The organism is Clostridiales bacterium (assembly GCA_017961515.1).
In the GTDB taxonomy this organism is placed as follows: Bacteria; Bacillota; Clostridia; order Acetivibrionales; family RGIG10202; genus RGIG10202.
In genome coordinates this window covers 25,568-43,905 of sequence record JAGCXC010000079.1, presented here as the reverse complement: position 1 = coordinate 43,905, position 18,338 = coordinate 25,568, and the positions used below count along the sequence as shown (strand labels likewise).

The window sequence follows — 18,338 nt, the reverse complement described above, 5'->3', positions numbered from 1 at the left end:
TTACATCACAACCCATTTTTAATAAGCTTAATATGGTATCATCATTTGTATTCTTCTTACATTCCTCTAATAATGAAGAACTTGCTCCTACAGTAAAAGCATCGCTTAAAACAGATCCTTTTCTCTTACCCTGGTGCCTATGTTCTCTTTTCTTTCCCTTTTGCACACGTTCAATATCATTTAATAATATTTTACTTCTCTTCTTTGATACATGTTTAGTATAAGTCTTTGGTCCATCTGATAACGTATTTTTTACAACCTCTACATTTTTCTCTGCCTCTATCTCTGATTTTATACTATCAAACACCTTATAAAACTTAATATAATCTATTTTTTCTCTCTTATTATTATTATTTATATTTTCAAATCCTTCACTTATTTGAGATATATCAAACTTGTCTATCAAAACTGGTATATTACTATCTTTTACTTGATTTATTATGTCCACTGAAATAATATTTTTTATATCCCCTATTCTCATTAAGATTGTTTTCAAGTTGCCTTCTGTCATATCATCTTTCGTTATATCTTTAATTAATTTGCTCTTTAATACACTTTTTAATTCACCATTTGTTTTGTTAATTGCACCTTTTTTATATAGTAAATTTATTATACAATTACGCTTTCCTTCTTGGGTTATTAAATTAAATATATCATTTATTAGGGAAACATTTACTCTTTTTATTAGTACTTCTAAAGTATCCTCATTAGATAAATTAATTAACTCTACTAAAAGATCTTTAGGTAAAATCCCTCCAACTTTATCTAATTGTTTTTCTACCTCATCTTTATTATTCTTAGCACATGCACTCCTTAACTTTATTCTTGCTACTGCTCCTAACAGTTTAGCTCGTGCTTTACTATCCAGCATGCTTATTAGAGTTCTCCCCTTGTTGTCTTTATTGTACATATCTGCCCCATTATCTATTAAATATTCTATTATTTCTTTTGGTGCATTATGGGTACATGCATACATCAACGCTGTTTTACCATTTTCACTCTGCATATTTACTTCTGCACCGTTCTTTACCAATAACTCTACCACTTTCTTTTTTGCATTCATGACACATGTATACATCAAAGCTGTTAGCCCGCCTTTATCCCGCTTATTCACGCCTGCACCGCGTTTTAACAATAACTCTATCACTTCCGCTTTTGCATTACTGCCACATGCACCCATCAATGCTGTTTGGCCATCTTTGTCCTGCATATCCGCTTTTGCACCATTATCTAGCAATAACTCTATTACTTCTTTAGGTGCATTTACATCACACGCATACATCAACGCTGTTTGGCCATCTTCACCCTGCGCATTTACTTCTACACCGTTCTTTAACAATAACTTTACCACTTCTTTTGTTGCACATTTACATGCAATCATCAACGCTGTTTGACCTTCTATGTTTTTCATATTCACATCTGCACCGCAATCTATCAATAACTTTATCACTTCTTTTTTGGCACATTTACATGCAATCATCAATGCTGTCCGACCCGAATCACTTTTCATATTCACATTTGCACCGCGTTTTAACAATAACTCTATCACTTCCGCTTTTGCATTCATGGCACATGCAACCATCAACGCTGTTTGTCCCAAATCATCTTTCATATTCATTTCTGCATTATTATCTAGCAATATCTCTACCACTTCTTTGGGTGCGTTTATACTACATGCAATCATCAAAGCCGTTTGTCCCAAATCATCTTTCATATTCACGTTAGCACCACACTTTAACAACATCTCTACCCCTTTTTTGGTTGACCCACTGTTACAGGCATCCATCAATGCTGTTCTACCGTTTTTATCCTGCTTATTCACGTCTAAACTATTATCTGGCAATATCTTCATCACTTCATCATTCTTCATTAAAATACATCTCCCGTTCTTTTCTTTTACTAAAAAATCTCGATTAATCTAGCGTCAATTACCTCGACTCTAAAGGGTCATGGCTTCAACCAAATTAATTTTTGTGAAAATATTGTAGCATCATTAAATTTGTTTTTCAACTGTTTCCTTTATATTGGAAACTATGTTAAAAAAACTAATTTATGTGCCTAAGATGTTGCATCCATGGAAAAGCTATGCGTTTTAAAAAATATTCTAATCAAAAATTACAACAATTGATATAACCTTAAAATTAGAACTTAAAAAAGGTCGCAATATCATGTGTTGACTTTTAAAAAACACTATTATATAATAGCCCCTATGAAAAGTGTATTTTTTTGAAAATATGTTCTTTTGTTAACATAACTCTTTTGTTGATTTTTCATTTTTGAGGAGGCATAACTATAAAAAAAATATTAAGCAAGTTAACCAAAACAATTAAAGATTATAATATGATTGAACCTGGTGACAAAATAGCTGTAGCTGTGTCCGGTGGCAAGGATAGCCTTGTGTTACTTCTTGCGTTAAATGAATTAAGAAGATTCTTTATACATAAGTTTGATATTTGCGCTATCACTGTATCACTTGGATTTTCCGAATTTGATACTGCACCAATCGCAAAACTTTGTGAAAAAATTGGAATAGAATATCATGTCTGCAATACAATGATAGGTGATGTTGTATTTAATGTACGAAAAGAAAAAAACCCATGCTCGCTATGCGCCAATATGCGAAGAGGCGCAATAAATGACATGGCAACTAAATTGGGATGCAATAAAGTCGCGCTAGGACATAATAAAGATGATTTTGTTGAAACTAGTATAATGCGACTCTTCTATGAAGGAAATTTTAAATCATTTCTTCCTGTAACATATTTGAGTAGACAAAATCTATATGTAATAAGACCTTTATTGTATGTCCTAGAAAAAGAAATAAAGGAATATGCAAAGAAAAATAATCTGCCTATAGTAAAAAATCCTTGCCCGGCAGACAGAGCAAGCACTAGAGAAGATATAAAACAACTTCTTAACAATTTATCTAAAACAAATAGGAATTTAAAAAATAATATCTTTGGAGCCATACAAAGAAGTCAAGAGGAGTAATATACTCCTCTTATATTTGATTTTTCTTTTGACTATTTCATTTCTAATGTCACAATAATTATGTAAACGTACTCACCAAGCCTAAACTCTCTTTTTAATTGAATTCGTCCTTTTCTTACGTTTTTATCCCTATAAAATAATACCTCATGATAGGAAAAACGAGCCGATTGATATCGTCAACCAACTCGCTTAAGTAGTACAATGCAAATCATGAGAAAAAATTATAAAAAACAATCTACATAAACCCTCTAAACACAGAAGAGAATTTTGATACGAGGCGGAGCATAAGATGCACAATACGACATACGTCATCTTTTCAAGTGTATCTTTTATATAAGAAACGTGGATAAAGGAAGAAATTTATTTCTTTAAATCAATACATAAAAAATAGAATAAACGTAACTATGTCCCACGTATCCATATGATTCAAACAGGCCCAAGGCCTATTTTAACACAACGAAATATTCAAAGAGTTTACTACTTACTTTCCTGAAAAATTCTCATTTTTCTGGTGAACCATCCGAGACTCGAACTCGGGACACCTTGATTAAAAGTCAAGTGCTCTACCGCCTGAGCTAATGGTCCACGCAACAAATTCTTGCAACCTCGCCCCTCACAAGTATGTATTCTATAATATTTCATATTGTTTGTCAATACTTTTTATAAAAAAAATAGCTATTTTTCGTGGAAAAATATTACAAATTGTAGCATTTTATACTCTACTTTGGTGCACACATATTTGCTTGAGGTAGTTTTTGACTGGCTTCCAAAATTAGGCAAAATACGTATCTTGAGATGAATCTTGGTTAATCTCACTGTTTGCGTACTCTATTATACTTTGAGGAAAACCTACCACTTGCAAAAGCTTTATCGCGTTACTTGAAGCACATATCCCTTTATGTAAAATATAATCAAACAAAATATCATTCTCATTAATAACTTCCGAAAAATAATAATTGTCATAACTTTCTTTGAAATATCTGGCAATTTCTAAGTCGTGGGTTGATATCAACAACATACAACGCTTTCCTTTAAAATACTCTAGCACTGCCTTTGATGCAGCTATTCTTTCTTTTGTATTGGTACCCTTTAATATCTCGTCTATTGCAAAAAATATTAATTTCTCACTTTTACAAAGTTCAACCATCCTTTTTAAATATTTTATTTCGCGGAAATAATAACTTTCACCTGTTAAAATATCATCGCGAACTGCCATAGACGTAATAACACCACATTTAGGTATAACCGCTTTTTTAGCTATACAAGTATTAATTGTTTGCCCAAGTATCAAATTTATTGCTACTGCTTTAATAAAAGTTGACTTACCTGAAGCATTTGCCCCTGTTAGGATAGTGTTCTTATGATACTCAAAATTATTTGAAACAGCATTTTTCACAACCGGATGTACCACTTCTTCAAAGTAAAAACTATCCTTATCCATAATTTCTGGTATGACATAATCTTTTACACTTTTCCTGTACGATAAAATAGAAATACATAACTCGATTTCTCCAATAAATTTATATACATTCATAAACTCATTTCTTTTGTTAAAAAAGCCTATTATTATTTTATTATACAACATCATTTCCCACATAAACGGTTCAAATATACTTTCTATAATCACATTAAAAATACTTTGTTGTATATTTTGTTCTAAACTTTGTTTCAAAAAAAATAATTTTTTATTAACCTCTTTCAAAGATTTTATATCTTTCTTCATATGATGACTAAACTCAGGAACAGTATTACTTATAAAATCTGCCATATTTATTATATTTGAAATTTCAAACAAATTTTCAATTCGAATCTGCTTCTTTTTGATAATAACACTAAATCTATTAATTGTATAAATAACTCCGCAACCCAAAATAACTATTGGGGTCCTAAATATCGCACTAAATATAACAAACACAATCATTAAAGCTGACAACAACTTATACTTCCAAATATCATTGATCTTATATTTATCTATATTATTTATTTGTGAAAGAATATCCTCCAAGTTCTTTTTCCCTATTCTATAAAGTTTTTTTCTTATACTATTTCTCTTTTCTTCATTTTTGTCAAAATACGAAATTTTATCCTCAAGCATTTTTAAATCTTTTTCATTTTTTGAAAGATCATGAAGCCTCGAATACAAATATCGTTCTCCTATAAAACTATCTGTGTGATTAATTAACATAAATATATTATCCATACCAAGATCATCCCATGTTATGTCATCTACTACTTCATATTCCTTTAGACTCCCTTTATTATAAAATGATTTAAAATGTTGAATCCTTTGTTCTTGTTTTTTTAAGTCTTCTCGAGGCTTTCCAAATGTTTCTTTTATATACCTTTTAGTGTTTTCTTTTATCTTTTTATTTTCTTTTCGTATATCGCAAACTATAAAAATTATACCTAATATTATTATCATTACTGCTGACACACAAACTACCTCCTCTTCTTACACTTCTTGTGATTGTATCATATTAGCTCAAGTGAAGTCAATATACATCTCCTTGAAAAAACTTGTCTCATTTTTTCAAAAAAAATAAGTGCACTAAATCTTTAAAATTTAAGCACACTTAAAATTAGAAATTCTCTTGTTTGAGATATACATGTAGTAAGATTTGAAACAAAAATTATACGTTTTCTAATATATCTACTCTTATTTTATTTTCTAATACTTCCACTTTTATTACTATATCATTTTCTCTATTATTTTTAAATCTCAAGTCTGTGCTAGGATACGCTACCGTTGCATCATCACCAATTTGTGTATAAAAAACTTTTTTAGAATGTGCATGTCTTTCTAATATTTCTAGTTTAGCATTCTTAGCAGCTTTATATATAGTTGATGAAACTTGACAAACTCCTCCTCCAACTCCCACACCTTTCTTAGTTCCTCCCGTAGTTTTTATCAAAATAGGAGCCTCTCTATAACCCTTAATCTTCGTCCTCTCTCCCACTATTTTGTTAAATGAAAATTCCTGACCTGGAACTATTATTATGTTGTTTACACTCTTAGCTGCTAGCTTTATGTTATTAACTCTATCTGTATTTTTTTCATAAAGTGGTGTCTCACTGGTTGATATTAGTTGCAAATTCTTTTTTTGTGGTTTGTAATCACTAGATAATTTTATATTGATTGAATTTTTATTTAAACTGCTTTTATTTTTTTCTAAACTATAACAACCTACCTGTATATTAAATATTAACATTAATATCAGTATATTTAATATTTTTTTCATTTAATATCTTTCTCCTTATTAATATTCTACCATTACTTATTATAGTCTAGAACATTATTTTTTATTCTATAGCAAAAAAAATGACCTCTTAATCTAAATCAACTATATTTTAAATTTTTTACTCGTCTGGCAATACATTATCAACAACAGCTTTACTGGATTTTTCCATCACCAACTTAATTATATCCTCGTCTCCTAGTTCTAAAGCATAATCAAGAGCATACTTACCATATATATCTTTAATATTAGCATCTGCACCATGATCTAACAAAAGCTTTATTATACCTTCATCAGGAGAATAAGATATAATTGCACTTATTAAAGGAGTATATCCACAACAATCCACACTATTAATGTCCGCACCATTATCTAATAAGAATTTGACGTAGTCACAGCTTTTTGAATAAGCACAAGCACTTAACAAAACAGTCTCCCCCCACGTACTCTTTACATTAATATCTGCACCATATTTCAATAACAAATAAGCTTTTTCCTTATTTTGAATAAGATGTATACTCTCCTGGTTATTAAGAGTTTTATCCTCAACATTAGCACCATGTTCTAATAATAACTTTACCGAATCAACACTTCCAAGTAAGCAAGCATTATGCAAAGGTTTAAATCCAATAGAATCATAAGATTCAATATCTGCACCATATTCCAACAACAATTCTACAATTTCAGCATTTGAAGTAGTATTGCTAAGTATCGAATTGTGATACATATCACAGGCATTAACGTTAGCTCCATTTTCTAAAAGATATTTAGCAACCTCAACTTTATTATTATATGAAGCTACATATAAAGGTGTATAATCGCCTTGCCCTTTTGATTCAATGTCTGAACCTTTATCTAAAAGATATTTGACTACATCTAAATGCCCAAACTTACAGGCATAATGTATAGGAGCATTACCATCCTTATCTCTAGTATTAATATCCAAACCTTTATTTATCATTTTTTTTACTTCATCTAAATCACCCATCTCGCAAGCACGATTAAGTAATGCCTCATCCTCCAACGCCACTTTAGTTTTATTAAAACTATCTTGTTTGGAATCATCTCCATTCATGCTATAACAATAACCCATCTTTGCAAAAATCAAAACTAAACATACACAACAAAAAAAACTCTTTAAAACCTTTTTCTTCATACATATCTTCCTTCCTTTAAGAGAAAATACTTCTAAGTGACATCCTTCCCTACCTACATCTCAAATTTTTGCCATAAAATTCTCGTCGTGAAGACAAAGACTTCCTTTTTTTAACAACGTATAAACAGTCGGTTTCCCCCACTCTCTTCGATATCACCAATGTGCGAAGGTAATACAAGCTAACCCCGCAATTCTTTACTTCTTCATTTTTATTCCGAACAAGTTTGTGAGCTTTTTTAAAAAACTATAAACCTTCTTTTGCCCATCTCTTCTAATTTGTATTTTAGAAATGTCATAAACATTCCCCATCCATTATCACATATTGATTTTTCAAAGTTCAAATCTTGTGATATTGCCTTCATTTTTAGGTCCTCTATACATGTACAATTATATACATTTACTTGCTTTCTTGATAGTTTATGCAAAAAATCTCTTAAACTGATCTTAAGTCTATTACATTATCCCAAAATTGTCAATACTATATTTTAGGGACAATTCATTCCAAATTAAAATGATTCTATAAAAAAAAATAAGGATTACCCAAAACTCGGTAATCCTTGTCTCTTCTAGCTTATTACTTAATTATCTTTGATATAACTCCTGATCCTACAGTTCTTCCACCTTCACGAATCGCAAATCTTAATCCTTCTTCCATCGCAACTGGTGTTATCAATGTAACAGTCATCTCTACGTTATCTCCAGGCATACACATTTCTGTTCCCTCTGGTAGATCAACTATTCCTGTAACGTCGGTAGTTCTGAAATAGAATTGTGGTCTGTAACTATTGAAGAATGGTTTATGTCTTCCACCTTCGTCTTTAGTCAACACGTAAACTTGAGCTTTAAATTGTGTATGAGGATTGATTGAACCTGGTTTTGCTAAAACCTGTCCTCTTTCAATTTCATTTCTTTGAATTCCTCTTAACAATGCTCCTACGTTCTCTCCTGCATCTGCAAACTCAAGAACTTTTCTAAACATCTCAAGTCCTGTTACTACTGTCTTTCTTGATTCTTCTGCAAGTCCTACGATTTCAACTTCTTCTCCAACTTTTATTCTTCCTCTTTCAACTCTACCTGTTGCAACTGTTCCACGACCTGTGATTGAGAAAACATCCTCTACTGGCATTGCAAATGGTTGATCTGTTGGTCTTTGAGGAATTGGAATATATTCGTCAACTTTCTTCATTAACTCAACGATTGGTGCATACTCTGGTGCATTTATATCTGTTGATGTTGACTCCAATGCTTTTAATGCTGATCCTCTTATTATTGGAGTATTGTCTCCATCAAAATCATATGATGTTAACAAATCTCTTACTTCCATCTCTACTAACTCTATCAACTCTTCGTCGTCTACTTGGTCGCATTTATTTAAAAATACAACTATGTAAGGAACTCCAACCTGGTGAGCCAACAAGATATGCTCTCTTGTTTGTGGCATAGGGCCGTCTGCTGCTGATACAACCAATATAGCTCCATCCATTTGTGCAGCACCTGTTATCATATTCTTTACGTAGTCAGCGTGTCCTGGGCAGTCCACGTGTGCATAGTGTCTATTCTCAGTTTCATACTCAACGTGTGCTGTTGAAATTGTTATTCCTCTTTCTCTCTCCTCTGGAGCTGCATCTATTTGATCATATGCCTTATATTCTGCTCTTCCCAAAAATCCTAATACTTTTGTTATTGCTGCTGTCAATGATGTTTTACCATGGTCAACGTGACCAATTGTTCCAATGTTAACGTGTGGTTTGTTTCTCTCAAACTTAGCTTTTGCCATTATTAATTCTCCTCTCTAATTACTCTTTTTTATTTTTTTTATAATATGCAAGAACATTTTTAATATGATCTCGCTATTAGTGACTAAACAATCTACCTTGCTGCTTTTCCACTTATAATCTCTTCTTGTTTGCTCTTTGGAACTTCCTCAAAATGACTTATTTCCATAGAGAACACTCCTCTTCCTTGAGTCCTGGATCTCAATGTAGTAGCATATCCAAACATCTCAGCCAATGGAACAAATGTTCTTATAACCTGAGCACCAGCTCTAGCATCCATTCCTTCAATTCTTCCACGTCTGGAATTTATATCTCCTATTACGTCTCCCATATACTCTTCTGGAACTGTTATCTCAACCTTCATTATAGGCTCTAATAATACTGGATCTGCTTTTCTGCAGCCATCTCTAAATCCCATAGAAGCGGCAATCTTAAACGCCATTTCTGATGAATCCACTTCGTGATATGACCCATCTACTAATGTAACCTTCACATCCACTACAGGATACCCTGCCAATACACCGCTATTCATTGCCTCTTGTATCCCAGCATCAACTGATCCTATATACTCTTTTGGAATAGCTCCTCCAACAATCTTGTTCTCAAACTCATATCCTGATCCTGGTTCCTTAGGCTCAATTTCCAACCAGCAGTGTCCGTATTGTCCACGTCCTCCCGACTGTCTTACAAATTTACCCTCAGCTCTAACAGGTTTTCTTATTGTTTCCTTGTAAGCAACTTGTGGATTTCCAACATTAGCTTCTACTTTAAACTCTCTTAACAAACGGTCTACAATTATATCCAAATGCAATTCTCCCATTCCAGATATTATTGTTTGCCCAGTTTCTTTATTTGTATAAGTCCTAAATGTAGGATCCTCTTCCGCTAACTTTTGCAATGCTATACCCATCTTGTCTTGACCAGCCTTACTCTTTGGCTCAATTGCTACAGAAATAACTGGCTCTGGGAATACCATTGACTCCAATATAACAGGAGCTGACTCTTCACACAAAGTATCTCCAGTTGTTGTATCTTTAAGTCCTACAGCTGCAGCTATGTCTCCTGAATAAACCTTGCTAATTTCTTTTCTGTCATTAGCATGCATCTGAAGAATTCTTCCTATTCTTTCACGTTTATTCTTTGTAGAATTTAACACATAAGATCCTGATTCCAAAGTACCTGAATATACTCTAAAGAAGCATAACTTTCCTACATATGGGTCTGTCATTATCTTAAATGCCAACGCTGAGAATGGACCTTCATCATCTGCTGGTCTTTCAATTTCTTCCTCTGTATCTGGTAATACACCCTTTATAGCTGGTATATCTAATGGTGATGGCAAATATTCTACAATCGCATCTAATAATTGCTGAACACCCTTATTCTTGTAAGAAGAACCACATGTAACTGGAATCATCTTAACTGCAATTGTCGCTTTTCTTATTCCATTATGAATCTCTTCCTCTGTTAAATCTTCACCTTCAAGATACTTCATCATGTAGTCTTCATCTTGCTCTGCAACTGTCTCTACCAACAATGTCCTATACTCTTCCACTTTGTCCTTCATATCATCTGGAATAGGTCCTTCTTCTATAACTTTACCCAAATCATCTTTGAAATACAAAGCCTTCATCTGTACAAGATCTATCACTCCTAGGAAATTATCTTCACTTCCTATAGGCAACTGAATAGGCACCGCATTCGCTCCAAGTCTCTCTTTCATCATGGAAACACAATTATAGAAATCAGCTCCCATTATGTCCATTTTATTTACATATGCAAGCCTTGGAACATGATACTTATCCGCTTGTCTCCATACAGTCTCTGATTGTGGTTCAACTCCACCCTTAGCACAGAATACTGTTACAGAACCATCTAACACACGCAAAGATCTCTCAACCTCAACTGTAAAATCAACGTGTCCTGGAGTATCTATAATATTAATCCTTCTTCCTTTCCACTGTGCAGTTGTTGCAGCTGAAGTAATTGTTATTCCTCTTTCCTGTTCCTGAACCATCCAGTCCATTGTTGCTGCACCTTCGTGAACTTCTCCTATCTTGTGTACTCTTCCTGTATAAAATAGTATACGCTCAGTTGTTGTAGTCTTTCCCGCATCAATATGAGCCATTATACCTATATTTCTAGTATTCTCCAAGCTAAACTCTCTATCAGTAGCCATAACTCACCATCCTTTCGATTATCATTTTATAAACATTACCACTTATACTGAGCAAACGCCTTATTAGCTTCTGCCATTTTATGAGTATCTTCCTTCTTTTTAAAGGCTCCTCCCATATTGTTTATTGCATCAATTATCTCTGATGCTAATTTTTCTTTCATAGTTCTTTCATTCCTCTTACGAGCAAATAAAACCAACCATCTTAAGCCCAATGTCTGTCTTCTATCTGCTTTCACTTCTATAGGAACTTGATATGTAGCTCCTCCTACTCTTCTAGCCTTAACCTCTAGCACAGGCATTATGTTATTTAACGCCTCTTCAAAAACCTCCATAGGATCTCTTCCTGTTTTCTCTTTTACTATATCAAAAGCCTCATAACAGATTGTTTGAGCTATACCTTTTTTACCATCTAACATTATATTATTGATTAGTTTTGTAACTACCTCACTTTGGTAAACTGAATCTGGTAAAACTTCTCTCTTTGGTACATGTCCTTTTCTTGGCACTTTTCTTCCCTCCTTTTTTGATATTCATCAATAGGTACTCGTAGACTTTAAGAAAGTCCACGTCAGTGCTTTGTACTATATATAATCGTACTTAGCACGTAAACCACATATTTCCAAAAAATATGTCCACTAAAAATCAGACCCGCTCCGTGCTACAGCACGTACATTATCTAGTTTTTAGCACCTGCTTTAGGTTTTTTTGCACCATACTTGGATCTTGCTTGCATCCTATTCGCAACACCCGCTGTATCTAGTGTTCCTCTTATTATATGGTACCTAACACCAGGTAGGTCTTTTACCCTTCCTCCTCTTATCAAAACAACACTATGCTCTTGCAAATTGTGTCCTATTCCTGGAATATATGCTGTAACTTCTATTCCATTTGTAAGACGCACCCTGGCAACTTTTCTTAGCGCTGAATTTGGCTTCTTAGGAGTAGTTGTCTTAACAACTGTACATACGCCTCTCTTTTGTGGACTGTTAGAATCAACAAGTCTTTTTCTTATTGAGTTCAATGTCTTCTGCAATGCAGGCGCTGTAGATTTCTTCTTTAGGGTTTTTCTACCCTTTCTAACCAATTGGTTAAATGTAGGCATTTACGCTCACCTCCCTCTAAAACTAAACTTCTACCTATATATTTTAAAAACACAAACCAACATTTCCTTAAACTTATTAAAAAGAACTGTCTCTTGTGCCAATATAGTGCGAATAATTTCCACATCAAGTAACTTAAAAAGTATATCAAATAATTTTCTAAAAAGCAATAACAAGATTCGCTGAAATTATATATCTTGTCTTTATGGTAACCCCAAAGCTTTACAATTGACCTTTAGTAAATTCACTCTCTACCATTTTAAAAAAAACATTCCTTTATATATTGTATGTGTACACAAAAAAGCCATACCACTGCACGCGATATGACCTACAATCCTAATGGCCTGCCCAAGAGGATTCGAACCTCCGACCTACGGATTAGAAGTCCGTTGCTCTATCCTGCTGAGCTACGGGCAGTTACATGTTGGAGCGGGTGAAGGGAATCGAACCCTCACAATCAGCTTGGAAGGCTGAGATTCTACCATTGAACTACACCCGCACATCCTTGCTCTCTCCAACTGACAGAGATTATTTTACAACACTTTATTTTGAATGTCAATACTTTTTTTAAATTTTTTTACTTCCCATGTTGACAACTATAGTAACCCCACTATATAATTGTTTTTGATATATAATAGGAGGTTTTTTTATGAATAAAGATGAAATAATAAAAACATATCTAACAGGTAATGTTCAAAATCTTAGATATTTAATTACAGTATCCAATGATATAAATGAATTAAATAATGATGGTGAAACTGCCTTAACTTGGGCATGTGACAATGATGAAATTAAATTGGTAGATATGCTTCTTAATAATACCACAATTGATGTTAATAAAAAAAATGAATTTGGTCACTCTCCTTTATCAATTGCTTGCTACAATGGCAATGTTGCAATTGCCAAGTTGCTTTTACAAAGAGATGATATCAAATTAGACAACTTTAATCAATTGGGACTTACCCCTCTTGTTCTTGCATATGAAAATGATTCGTTTGAGATAATTAAGTTACTTATTGATAGAGGAGCAAATTTATACTCATCTGAAGAATTTAATCTTATGCACAGAGCTTGTATTGATAATAAAACTAAGGTAATATCTATTATACTAGATAAGTACAATAATAAATATTTAGATGAACCGGACGAAAATGGATTAACTCCACTTCATTATGCTTGTAATAATAGATCTATTGATGCGGTAAATTTGTTGTTATCAAAAGGTGCAAATCCTAACGGTACATTTACTCAACAAATTGCCCCTTTAACATTGTCTTGCCTTTATGGATCTTACGATATAGCAGAAATTTTATTAAAAAAGAAGGCGCATATTGAGCCTCTTGAACTATTAATTGATTCTTGTGATGATCTTTATTTTTTACCCTTTGAAGATGATTCACTTTTAATTAAGACTTTACTCAAAAGTTCTAATCTTAGTGTACGTATTAAAACTGCATTTCATGTGGGAAATAACAGAGTTTTAACAGAAGGTTTTTCTTTATATTATAATACGTTAGGCCCATCAGAAGCTACTTCATTGGCACAAAAACTAAAATTAAGTCCTGACTTTACCTATAATAATGACTTGACTGTTTCATTGACTGACCATATTAAAACTTTCATACAAGAAACAAATATGATTGAAAACCGCATTAATAATAGTAAACGTTTGCTACATAAACTTTTCTATAAGAAAGAATTACAAAGTTGTTTAAATAAAATTCTACTATTTAGAAAAAAATTACATCAAATCAGATCTTTACTATCTACACTAGATACTTTTGACTTTTTAGAAAAACCTTTATCTCCTGAGAAAAACCAAGAGCGAAACATAAATATATAGTATAATCTTGCCTAACTTGTAAATATATGATAAAATGGTCACTCGATATATCATGATTTTTTAATGAACGTTTATTATACGTTATCAGGTTAGGAAGATATTTATTATCCTTCTTTGCAAAAATCATGTGTATTTTAACTCGTTTTTGAAGGGACTGATTTTTGTGAATAAAATTTCTAGGCTTATTACTATCACCAAAAAAGGAGATGTAGAAGGCGTTATTGGATTACTATCCTCAGAAAAGGAGTATTTAGATAGCGTAGACGAGTATGGCAATACTGCCCTACACTGGGCTTGCTTTATTAACTCGTATCCTATTGCATCGCTTTTAATAATGTCTGGTGCTCCGGTAAACATAAAAAATAACTTCGGTTACACTCCTCTTAAAAATGCATGTGCCAACGCGTCTTTGCCTTTGGTAAAACTTTTATTAAACAATGGTGCTAAAGTGGACATCGATCCCTCTTTAGCATGGGCAGCTGAATGTGGTGCCCTAGATATCGTCAAACTACTCGTTGAACGCGGTGCACCTGTTAATGCTATACTGAAACATGGTGTACCTTCATTACTTTTATCTTGCGAAAATGAAAGATTGGATGTAGCTGAATACTTACTTTTGCATGGTGCGGAAGTTGATTCTAAAAATAAAAATGGTTTTACTTCTTTATTTTATGCATGTTGCCTTTCATCTACTGATATGGCTAGGTTATTACTTAAACACAATGCAACTATTAATTTAACTTCTTCGCTAGGTTTTACTCCTTTTTTCAGGGCTTGTATGTCTGGCAATGTAGAGTTAATACATTTATTGATGGAACACGGTGCAGACGTTGATATGGCATCCAAAAAAGTACTAACGCCATTATTTATGGCATATCAACAAAAAAATATAAACGTTGCTGCACTTTTAATTGAAAATTTTGCAAATCTTTTTGTTTTACCCCGTAATAAAGATGATATATTTATTCAAAAGTTACTTGAGACTAAAAATCCAAGAGTTGGCATACGTATATCTTTATACATAGGTAATCAATATGCCTTGGATACGTTTTTAGATAAACTTCAAGGAGTTTATTCTTCAAAAAATTTAAATTCTTCAAGTATTCTTAAATTTATTACCACATTAAAAAACTCAAGGGAATTTGTGGCACTTAACAGAAAAATCACAAATTTAGAGAATCGTTTAACACTCGATAGATCAAGCACAATATCGCTAATTGAATGTCGTCACATGCTTAACGCCATCAACAACTTTTCTCACTTCTTATCTTACAAAACACTTAACCCCGTTGGTAAAAAACGGCGTTTAAACAATGATAGATGTATCTAAATATTGTAGATTCATGTCGGTGTCGCTACTATAGCACACCGACATTTTATATCCACCATCAACATTATATGTACAAAAATGATACTTACATTGTTTATCACAAACTAGCGTATCTTCATTTATAGTAAATTTACTAAACGGCATACCACTAAACCCTGTTCCTATACACTTTACGTAACTTTCTTTTTGTGTCCACATTTTAAAAAAATAATCCTTTCTCTCCTTTTGTTCCACAGTTTCAAATTTTTTTATATCTTCCTTTGAAAAAAAACGATTCACTATTTTAAAATTAACATCTCGTATCTTTTCTATGTCTACCCCTATAGGCAATTTATCCACTGCTATAACTAAAATATTTCTTGTATGAGAAATACTAAAGTAACACCCTCTTATATTTGATACATAAGGCTTTCCTCGTTTATTTTTCTTTATACACGGTTTAGTACCTGGAAAGTTTTTTTTCAAGATATATCTTAGTATATTATCTCTATCTCTATCTCTATCTTTATATTCACTACATATGTATATATTCATTTCTCCTCCTTTGTATATTTTCATTGTCCTTGTGTCATATTAACATATACAATCCAAAAAAACAAATACAAAGTTGAGGTAATAATTATGTTTCTAGAAAATAAACTACTTTTGAAAAACATCACACTTTCTGTTCTTGTAACTCTATTCTTAGGGATATATCTTTGGCATATGGTCCCAAATCACACATCCTCAAATACAGTGACAAAACTTAATTACAGTACTCCAAATGTTCCAGTTCAACAAAATTCTTTTTCTATACCTACTGTTGTATCCAATAGCATAAACGGTGTTGTTGGAATATCTGCACTAAAAATAAACAATGATATACTGTTTGGCAATTCTTCAAGCTGGGGTATAGGATCTGGTGTTATTGTAAGTACCAATGGTTATATATTAACAAATCAACATGTAACAAACAATGATTCCGAAAAACTTGTCGTAACCTTTTCGGACGGATCTGAAAAAGAAGGAACTCGCGTATGGTCCGATGAGATGCTAGATTTAGCTATAATAAAAGTTCCTTCCTCTAATTTAGAGGTACTACCGCTAGGTAATTCTGATACACTCACTGTAGGTGAAATTGCAATAGCTATTGGAAATCCTTTGGGCCTCCAGTTCCAACGTACTGTAACATCAGGCATAATCAGTGCATTAAATAGAACTCTTCGTGTAGATACCAGCGATGGTGAAAATTATATGGAAGATCTTATTCAAACTGACGCCAGTATAAATCCTGGTAACAGTGGTGGCCCCCTTCTAAATTCGCAAGGTGAAGTAATTGGTATAAATACAGTGAAAATAGACACCGCGGAAGGAATTGGATTTGCTATTCCTATCAATATTGCAACACCTATTATCAATCACTTCATAGAAGATAATAAATTTGTTGAACCTTACCTTGGTGTATTTGCATATGATAGGGCATTAATTCCCTATGTGATGCAAGATTTAACTCTACAAAATGGAATTATTGTTGTAGATGTCGATGAAAATGGTCCCGCATACAAAAGTGGTATCAAACAAAATTCTATAATCATAAGTATAGATGATAAGGTAATAAATACCATGCTCGACCTTAGAAGCTATCTTTATAGCAAAAAACCTGGAGATGTTGTTTTAGTAAAATATTACTCTGACAATGAGTTAAAATCCTCCTCTGTCAAGCTTACAAAAAAATCTTAATTATATTTAATCAAAAACAACAGTTCGACAATTTTCTTAATAACGATTAGTTTATAATGTACATGCTTGGTAAAAAATGTCATAAGACATTTAATTCTATCTATTCTAAAAAAATATTAAGGAGGAGTTTAGATTGCAACAAGGGAAAATAAAAATCCTTTTAGTCGAGGATGACAACAATTTCAGAAGCATGGTAGAAAATTATTTAAACGAGCAAGATGATATAGAGGTCGTAGGCAGTGTAGAAGATGGAATAAAAGCATGTACTAGCATACCTAACACCAATCCCGACATTGTGATAACAGACATAATCATGCCTCATTTAGATGGTATAGGCATACTAGAGAGGATACAGCACGAACATCTTCTAAAAAAACCAGCCTTCATCATCCTATCCGAGGTTACTAGCGAAAGTGTTATAAGAAAAGCAATGAGCTTAGGTGCACAATACTATATCACCAAACCATTCGATATGAAAACTTTGGTTAAAAGGATAAAAGATATCTATATGAACGCTCCACTATCAGACACCAAACTCCCACGTCAAACGTATCTAAAGACTATGCAAGAAAAACTCAATTTGCAAGAAAAAGTAACTCACATAATGCATGATTTAGGGGTTCCTGCACACATAAAGGGATATCACTACATACAAGACGCAATACTTATGGTAATAGATGATTTAGATATGATCAACTCCATCACAAAATTACTTTATCCTTCTATTGCCAAAAAATACAAAACTACATCCAGCAGGGTAGAACGAGCAATTCGTCATGCAATAGAGGTCGCGTGGGGACGTGGACAAATTGAAGTAATCGATGAAATATTTGGCTACACAATAAGTAATGGCAAAGGAAAACCTACCAATTCTGAATTTATTGCCATGATAGCAGACAAACTTAGATTGTCGGAAGCTATTGCACTGTAACCTATACTGTCAAAACCCAATTGCTATATAATAGCCTCCAATTGGGTTTATATTTTTCGTCAAACTAAATGCAACATT

Annotated in this window: 14 protein-coding genes and 3 tRNA genes; 5 read left to right on the top strand and 12 right to left on the bottom strand. The window is 32.8% G+C overall.

Going from position 1 to position 18,338, the window contains the following annotated elements; genetic code table 11:
- Window positions 1–1,870: ankyrin repeat domain-containing protein (locus tag J6Y29_05530; GenBank protein ID MBP5427329.1), on the bottom strand; the 1,870-nt coding region annotated here is incomplete at its 3' end.
- A gap of 470 nt (window positions 1,871–2,340) precedes the next feature.
- On the opposite strand from J6Y29_05530, the gene tilS reads away from it, so the two are divergent.
- Complete coding sequence (gene tilS, locus J6Y29_05525) at window positions 2,341–2,991, top strand: tRNA lysidine(34) synthetase TilS (protein ID MBP5427328.1); 651 nt, start codon at window positions 2,341–2,343, stop codon at window positions 2,989–2,991.
- A gap of 509 nt (window positions 2,992–3,500) precedes the next feature.
- On the opposite strand, the gene J6Y29_05520 is transcribed toward tilS, so the two are convergent.
- The 10 genes from J6Y29_05520 to J6Y29_05475 form a co-directional block, all read right to left on the bottom strand.
- A tRNA-Lys gene (locus tag J6Y29_05520) sits at window positions 3,501–3,576 on the bottom strand.
- Between the two features lie 187 nt (window positions 3,577–3,763).
- Entirely contained in the window at window positions 3,764–5,413 is a 1,650-nt protein-coding gene (locus tag J6Y29_05515) for a DNA mismatch repair protein MutS (GenBank protein MBP5427327.1), read from the bottom strand.
- Between the two features lie 208 nt (window positions 5,414–5,621).
- Window positions 5,622–6,230, bottom strand: a complete 609-nt coding sequence (locus J6Y29_05510) for a VanW family protein (GenBank protein ID MBP5427326.1) — start codon at window positions 6,228–6,230, stop codon at window positions 5,622–5,624.
- 118 nt (window positions 6,231–6,348) lie between these two features.
- Window positions 6,349–7,383, bottom strand: a complete 1,035-nt coding sequence (locus tag J6Y29_05505) for an ankyrin repeat domain-containing protein (protein ID MBP5427325.1) — start codon at window positions 7,381–7,383, stop codon at window positions 6,349–6,351.
- Window positions 7,384–7,957: 574 nt separating this feature from the next.
- Window positions 7,958–9,160 (bottom strand): elongation factor Tu, encoded by a 1,203-nt coding sequence (gene tuf, locus J6Y29_05500; protein ID MBP5427324.1) that lies wholly within the window; start codon window positions 9,158–9,160, stop codon window positions 7,958–7,960.
- Between the two features lie 92 nt (window positions 9,161–9,252).
- Window positions 9,253–11,337, bottom strand: coding sequence for an elongation factor G (gene fusA, locus J6Y29_05495; protein ID MBP5427323.1), 2,085 nt, complete (start codon window positions 11,335–11,337; stop codon window positions 9,253–9,255).
- A gap of 35 nt (window positions 11,338–11,372) precedes the next feature.
- A complete protein-coding gene (gene rpsG / locus J6Y29_05490; protein ID MBP5427322.1) occupies window positions 11,373–11,843 on the bottom strand; it encodes a 30S ribosomal protein S7 in 471 nt (156 codons plus the stop codon).
- 170 nt (window positions 11,844–12,013) lie between these two features.
- A complete protein-coding gene (rpsL, locus tag J6Y29_05485) occupies window positions 12,014–12,439 on the bottom strand; it encodes a 30S ribosomal protein S12 (protein MBP5427321.1) in 426 nt (141 codons plus the stop codon).
- A 338-nt stretch (window positions 12,440–12,777) separates the two neighbouring features.
- Window positions 12,778–12,854, bottom strand: a tRNA-Arg gene (locus J6Y29_05480).
- 8 nt (window positions 12,855–12,862) lie between these two features.
- Window positions 12,863–12,936, bottom strand: a tRNA-Gly gene (locus J6Y29_05475).
- A gap of 150 nt (window positions 12,937–13,086) precedes the next feature.
- Between J6Y29_05475 and J6Y29_05470 the strand changes: the two genes are divergently transcribed.
- The gene (locus J6Y29_05470) at window positions 13,087–14,280 is read left to right on the top strand and encodes an ankyrin repeat domain-containing protein (GenBank protein ID MBP5427320.1); all 1,194 of its coding nucleotides are present in this window, start codon (window positions 13,087–13,089) and stop codon (window positions 14,278–14,280) included.
- Between the two features lie 163 nt (window positions 14,281–14,443).
- Complete coding sequence (locus J6Y29_05465) at window positions 14,444–15,610, top strand: ankyrin repeat domain-containing protein (GenBank protein MBP5427319.1); 1,167 nt, start codon at window positions 14,444–14,446, stop codon at window positions 15,608–15,610.
- On the opposite strand, the gene J6Y29_05460 is transcribed toward J6Y29_05465, so the two are convergent.
- Window positions 15,587–16,144: a 4'-phosphopantetheinyl transferase superfamily protein gene (locus J6Y29_05460; GenBank protein MBP5427318.1), complete on the bottom strand. Its 558-nt coding sequence runs from the start codon at window positions 16,142–16,144 to the stop codon at window positions 15,587–15,589. The genes J6Y29_05465 and J6Y29_05460 overlap by 24 nt on opposite strands.
- A gap of 87 nt (window positions 16,145–16,231) precedes the next feature.
- On the opposite strand from J6Y29_05460, the gene J6Y29_05455 reads away from it, so the two are divergent.
- A complete protein-coding gene (locus J6Y29_05455) occupies window positions 16,232–17,329 on the top strand; it encodes a trypsin-like peptidase domain-containing protein (GenBank protein ID MBP5427317.1) in 1,098 nt (365 codons plus the stop codon).
- A gap of 133 nt (window positions 17,330–17,462) precedes the next feature.
- Window positions 17,463–18,260, top strand: coding sequence for a sporulation transcription factor Spo0A (gene spo0A, locus J6Y29_05450; GenBank protein ID MBP5427316.1), 798 nt, complete (start codon window positions 17,463–17,465; stop codon window positions 18,258–18,260).
- Window positions 18,261–18,338: the final 78 nt, after the last annotated feature.